5 protein-coding genes and 1 pseudogene are annotated in these 5334 nt (G+C 67.7%); 2 read left to right on the top strand and 4 right to left on the bottom strand.

Features of this window, described 5'->3' with window-relative positions; all coding sequences use genetic code 11:
- Positions 1 to 680, bottom strand: a 680-nt coding sequence (locus AC1VTH_RS06385) for an aspartate-semialdehyde dehydrogenase (RefSeq protein ID WP_481335340.1), incomplete at its 3' end; no start/stop codon positions are given.
- 3 nt (positions 681 to 683) lie between these two features.
- Positions 684 to 2003 carry an aspartate kinase gene (locus AC1VTH_RS06380; protein ID WP_481335339.1) on the bottom strand — a complete coding sequence of 440 codons (1320 nt, stop codon included), beginning with the start codon at positions 2001 to 2003 and terminating at the stop codon, positions 684 to 686.
- Positions 2004 to 2190: 187 nt separating this feature from the next.
- Between AC1VTH_RS06380 and thrC the strand changes: the two genes are divergently transcribed.
- Both thrC and thrB read left to right on the top strand, forming a co-directional pair.
- Positions 2191 to 3672, top strand: a complete 1482-nt coding sequence (thrC, locus tag AC1VTH_RS06375; protein ID WP_481335337.1) for a threonine synthase — start codon at positions 2191 to 2193, stop codon at positions 3670 to 3672.
- Positions 3669 to 4550 (top strand): homoserine kinase, encoded by an 882-nt coding sequence (gene thrB / locus AC1VTH_RS06370; RefSeq protein ID WP_481335336.1) that lies wholly within the window; start codon positions 3669 to 3671, stop codon positions 4548 to 4550. Before thrC ends, thrB begins: the two co-directional genes overlap by 4 nt.
- Here the strand turns inward: thrB and AC1VTH_RS06365 are convergent.
- A complete protein-coding gene (locus AC1VTH_RS06365) occupies positions 4510 to 4980 on the bottom strand; it encodes a VanZ family protein (protein WP_481335335.1) in 471 nt (156 codons plus the stop codon). The genes thrB and AC1VTH_RS06365 overlap by 41 nt on opposite strands.
- 3 nt (positions 4981 to 4983) lie before the next feature.
- A pseudogene (locus AC1VTH_RS06360) lies at positions 4984 to 5334 on the bottom strand (hypothetical protein); the annotation flags it as partial.

Here is a 5334-nt window from a genome sequence, read left to right as displayed (position 1 = left end):
GGCAGGTGCATGATCTTGCGCCCCTCGTTCTGCATCTTCATCTCCTCGGAGGTGTAGCCCGCGAACTTCTCGGAGCCAATCTGGGGGATGAGGTTGTTGGCGAGCTGGTCGGCGAAGGCCTTGGGCACGCCAATCTCCTCGCCGCGGCCCAGGGCGCCCAGCTGCTCCTCGAGCTCGGTCATGCCGGGCACGCCGGCGCCACTCGCGGCCTGGTAGGTGCTCACGACCATGCGCGTGACGTGACCCAGCTTGTGCAGCGGCCAAGTGGGCACGAGGCCAATAATCGTGGCGCAGTTGGGGTTCGCGATGAGGCCGTGGTTCCAGGCCACGTCCTCGGGGTTGATCTCGGGAACCACCAGGGGCACATCGGCGTCGAGGCGGAAGGCGTGCGAGTTGTCGACCACGGTGGCACCGCGGCGCACGGCCTCGGGCAGGAGCTCCTTGGCCACGTCGTCGCCGGCGGCGCCCAGCACGATGTCGACGCCCTCGAAGGCCTCAGGGCAGGCGAGCTCGACCTCGACCTTGCGGCCCTGCCACTCGACGACCTTGCCCACGGAGCGCGGACTCGCCAGCAGATGCAGATCGCCCACCGGGAAGTCGCGCTCGGCGAGGCACTCGAGCATCTGCGTGCCCACAGCACCGGTGGCGCCCAGGATTGCGACGTTCTTAGGCTCGGCCATGGGTTAGTCCTCCTCGTCAAGGAACGCGTCGTAGACGGCGCGAATGGTGTCCTCGAAGTCGGCGTTGTTCACGCCAAAGATGATGTTGATCTCCTGCGAGCTCTGGGTGATGAGCCTGATGTTGATGCCCTTCTTGCCCAGCTCATAGAACAGCCTGCCCGAGGTGCCCGGGCGGTTGGACATGTTGCGGCCCACCACGCTGATGAGGGCCAGCTGGTCGATGACCTTGACCTCGTCGGGCTTGAGCTCGCGCTGCAGGTCGGCCACGATCGAGTAGATCTTGTCCTTGACGTCGGCGCTGTTGACGACCACGCCAAACGAGTCGACGCCCGTGGGCACGTGCTCAACCGAGACGCCGTAGCGCTCGAAGATGCCCAGTGCACGGGCGAGAAGGCCCACCGAGTCGCTCATCTTGGTCTTGGAGACGTGCACGGTGAGGAAGTCGCGCTTGCCAGCGATGCCGGTGATGACCGGGTCGTCCTCGCCAGGCTCGACGCGCTCCTGGATAATCGTGCCGCGCTCCTCGGGGTGGTTCGTATTGAGGATCGCGATGGGGATGTTGGCCTCGCGCACGGGGAAGATGGCCTCCTCGTGCAGCACCGAGGCGCCCATGTAGGACAGCTCGTGCATCTCGTCGAATGTGATGCGGCGGATGGCGCGGGGGCGCTTGACGATGCGCGGGTCTGCCGTGAGGAAGCCCGAGACGTCGGTCCAGTTCTCGTAGAGGTCGGCGTTGAGCGCGCGGGCCACGATGGCGCCCGTAATGTCGCCGCCGCCACGGCTGAACAGGCGGATGTCGCCCTCGGCGGTGGCGCCGTAGAAGCCCGGCAGCACAAAGCTGCCCTCGCGCACGACCAGGTCGTGGATGCGGTCGCAGGTGCGCTCCATGTCGAGCGTGCCGTCGTGGTGGAAGCGCACGTAGTCGGCGGCGTCGGCGAACGGCAGGCCAAGGTATTCGCTCATGAGCTGGGCGGTGAAGTACTCGCCTCGGCTCACGATGTACTCGGTGGTGTAGCCCTTGATGTTGGCCGCGAACTCGTCGAACTTCTCGGCGATGGGGTACTTGAGCCCCAGCTCGATGGCGATGTCGACGAAGCGCTGCTTGATGTCTTCGAGAAGCGCCGTGCAGTCGACGTGGTAGGTGCGGTGGGCATCGACCAGGTAGAGAAGGTCGGTGATCTTGTTGTCGTCAGAGTTGCGCTTGCCGGCGGCCGAAACGACGACGAAGCGGCGGCCCTCGTCGGCCTCGATGATGCGCTTGACCTTCTTGAACTGGCCGGCGTCGGCGACGCTCGAGCCTCCGAACTTAGTGATCTTGATCATGTGGCCCTCCGAGCCGCGCGCCTTGGGGGTGCAAAGGAGACGCAGACGTTTCCATACTGTCTCATGTGGGCTCGCCGCAGGCCGCGCCGAGCCCTCTCCACGCTATGATGCTTCGAACGGTAGGGACGCCCGCGAGCTCGCGGCTCCCTCACCCGCCCGCATCGCTCACGACGCAAGGAGAAGAGCAGTGACAACGTACCATAGCACGCGCTCGCGAAACGAATCCTTAACAAGCAAGCAGGCGATTCTCGAGGGTATTGCCCACGACGGCGGTCTGTTCGTCCGCGATGACGTCGCGACCGGCGCGCCCTCGCTTGGCGCGCTCATGGCCGGCACCTACCAAGACCGCGCCAAGCTCGTCCTGGGCCATCTGCTCGACGACTTCACGGCAGAAGAGATCGCCTCCTGCGTCGACGCCGCCTATGGCGACAACTTCGACTCACCCGCCGTGACGCCCGTCTCGCCCTGCGGCGACGACTGGACGCTCGAGCTGTGGCACGGCCCCACGAGCGCCTTCAAGGACGTGGCCCTTCAGATGCTGCCGCAGCTCATGCGCGTCTCGCGCGCGGGCGACGGCCGCAACGTCATGATCGTGACCGCCACGAGCGGCGACACCGGCAAGGCCGCGCTCGAGGGCTTCGCCGACGTCCCCGGCACGGGCGTCACCGTCTTCTACCCGCACGGCAAGGTCTCCGACGTCCAGCGCCTGCAGATGGCCACCCAGCGCGGCAACAACGTTGCCGTCTGCGCCATCGAGGGCAACTTCGACGACGCCCAGACCGAGGTCAAGCGCATCTTCGCCGACGCCGCCCTGCGCGACCGCCTGGCCGAGGAGAACGTCGTGCTGTCGAGCGCCAACTCCATCAACGTCGGCCGCCTGGTACCCCAGGTGACCTACTACTTCGACGCCTACGCGCAGCTCGCAAGCGCGGGCGCCCTCAAGGTGGGCGACGCCATCGACTTCTGCGTGCCCACCGGCAACTTCGGCGACGTGCTCGCCGGCTACTACGCCAAGCTCATGGGCCTGCCCGTGCGCACGCTCGTCGTGGCCTCCAACGCCAACGACGTCCTCACTGACTTCATCGCCACCGGCACCTATGACCGTCGCCGCCCGTTCCACAAGACGATCAGCCCCTCGATGGACATCCTCGTGTCGTCCAACCTCGAGCGCCTGCTCTTCTACCTGAGCGAGGGCGACTGCGACCTCGTGGCCTCCCTCATGGCAGACCTTGCCGAGAAGGGCGCCTACACGATTCCGCCCGCGCTGCTCGAGCGCCTGCACGCCACGTTTGCCTGCGGCCGCGCCAGCGACGAGGACACCCGCGCCACGATCCGCTCCACCTGGGAGGAGCACGGCGTGCTGCTCGACCCGCACACTGCGGTCGCGCGCCACGTGCTCGAGCAGCGCCCCGTCGACGGCACCTGCCGCGTGGTCCTCTCAACGGCAAGCCCCTACAAGTTCTCGGCAGACGTGCTCGCGGCCCTGGACCACGACACCGCCGGCATGGGCGGCTTCGCGTGCATGGACGCCCTCGAGGAGCTCTCGCACACGACCGCGCCCGCGGCCCTCTCGGCCCTGCGCAGTGCGCCCGAGCGCTTCGGCGACGTCGTCGCCGTCGACGGCATGAACGCCTACGTCGAGGACAAGGCCAAGGAGCTGCTCGCATGATCCGCATAAGCGTTCCCGCTACGAGCGCAAACCTCGGCATTGGCTACGACACCCTGGGCATGGCCGTGTCGCTCTACTCGCACTTCACGTTCGACCGCGCCGAGAGCCTCACGATCTCGGGCTGCCCCGAGCAGTTCCAAAACGAGCACAACCTCGTCTACGTGTCGCTCGTCGACGCCCTGGCCGAATGGGGCGTGGAGCCCTTTGGTGTGTCCATCGACATCCAGACCGACGTGCCCGTGGCCCGCGGCCTGGGCTCAAGCTCGACCTGCGTGGTCGCCGGCATCATGGCCGCCGCGGCCCTCACGGGCCACACCGTGACGCGCGAGGAGCTCGTGGCGATGGCGACGCGCGTCGAGGGCCACCCCGACAACGTGGCGCCCGCGATCCTGGGTGCTGCGGTGTGCTCGTTCACGCCCGCCGGCGAGCTTCCGCGCTGCCTGCGCTACGACGTGAGCCCGCGCCTGCGCTTCCTCACGATCGTGCCGCCCTACGAGGTGCACACGAGCGAGGCGCGCAAGGTCGTGCCCCAGCAGGTGCCGCTGTCGACCGCCGTGTGGCAGATGGGCCGCATCGCGGGCCTCACGCGCGGCCTCGAGACGGGCGACAACTCGCTCATCGCGGCCGCCAACGACGACCTCATCCAGGAGCCCTACCGCCGCACGCTCATCCCCGACTACGACGCGATCCGCGCCACCTGCCTCGAGGGCGGAGCCGCCACGATGTGGATCTCTGGCTCGGGCTCGACCCTCATGGCCGTGACCGACGACACCATCGTCGCGAAGTTTCTGCAGGTGCGTCTGCAGGAGCGCTTCCCGCAGTGCGCCACGCACATCCTTACCTGCGACGTCGACGGAGCGCAGATCGAATACCTGTAGCGAGGGCCATCCCCACCGCCACCCCCGCGCAGTCGAGCATGACGTCGGTGAGCTGCCCGCTCCTGCCGGGCACGAACAGCTGGATCGTCTCGTCCGCGCTGGGGGTGGCCACGCCCACGAGCACGCGGGGCCACCACGGGCTCCCCTCGTCCCTCGTGAGGGCGAGAAGGACGCCCAGCACGGTGTACTCGAGGAAGTGCGCGGTCTTACGCACGAGGAAGGTCATCTGGCTCCACTCGTGAATGCCCATGGCCTCGAGGAGGGGCTGGAGCACGGCGACCACGAAGTTGCTCTGGGTGCTCGAGACGGGCCCCGGGAAGAGCGACCTGCTCCATATGAAGGCGATCCACGCCACGACGAGCGCCCGCCGCACCCACGAGGGGATGCGGCGGGCGCTCTTCTCATGCGCGTGCGTCTGGGGCGCCCCCATGCCCTACGCCTGCTGGGCGGCCAGGTGACGGGCGCTCTTGATGTCGCCCGTGCCGTCAATGACCTTGAAGTAGTCGCGCAGCTTGTGGCGCGCGAGGCGACGCACCGAGGGGCTCTCGTTGCGGGCGAGCTCCTGGTCGACGAGCATGTCGACGTAGCTTTCGGTGTCGACGACCTCAGGGTGGCCGGCCTGGGGCTTGAACGGGATGAAGGCCGTGTTGGGCTCGAGGCCCTCGGGCTCGTCGAGCTCGTCGCCCGCCGAGGTGGTAACGACCACCTGCGGCGCCGCGGCGGCCTCCATGACGACCTGCTCCTCGTAGCGCTCATCGAGGGCGGCCAGGGCCTCGGCCCACAT

It is taken from the genome of Parolsenella sp. (assembly GCF_982402205.1).
The sequence above is the reverse complement of the archived record's forward strand: the minus strand, read 5'-3'. Positions and strand labels throughout refer to the sequence as shown.

What these genes read in the sequence shown, in the direction of transcription:
- AC1VTH_RS06380 (WP_481335339.1), bottom strand. Translation starts at nt 2,003, where the DNA reads ATGATCAAGATCACTAAGTTCGGAGGCTCGAGCGTCGCCGACGCCGGC.
- thrB (WP_481335336.1), top strand. Translation starts at nt 3,669, where the DNA reads ATGATCCGCATAAGCGTTCCCGCTACGAGCGCAAACCTCGGCATTGGC.
- AC1VTH_RS06365 (WP_481335335.1), bottom strand. Translation starts at nt 4,980, where the DNA reads ATGGGGGCGCCCCAGACGCACGCGCATGAGAAGAGCGCCCGCCGCATC.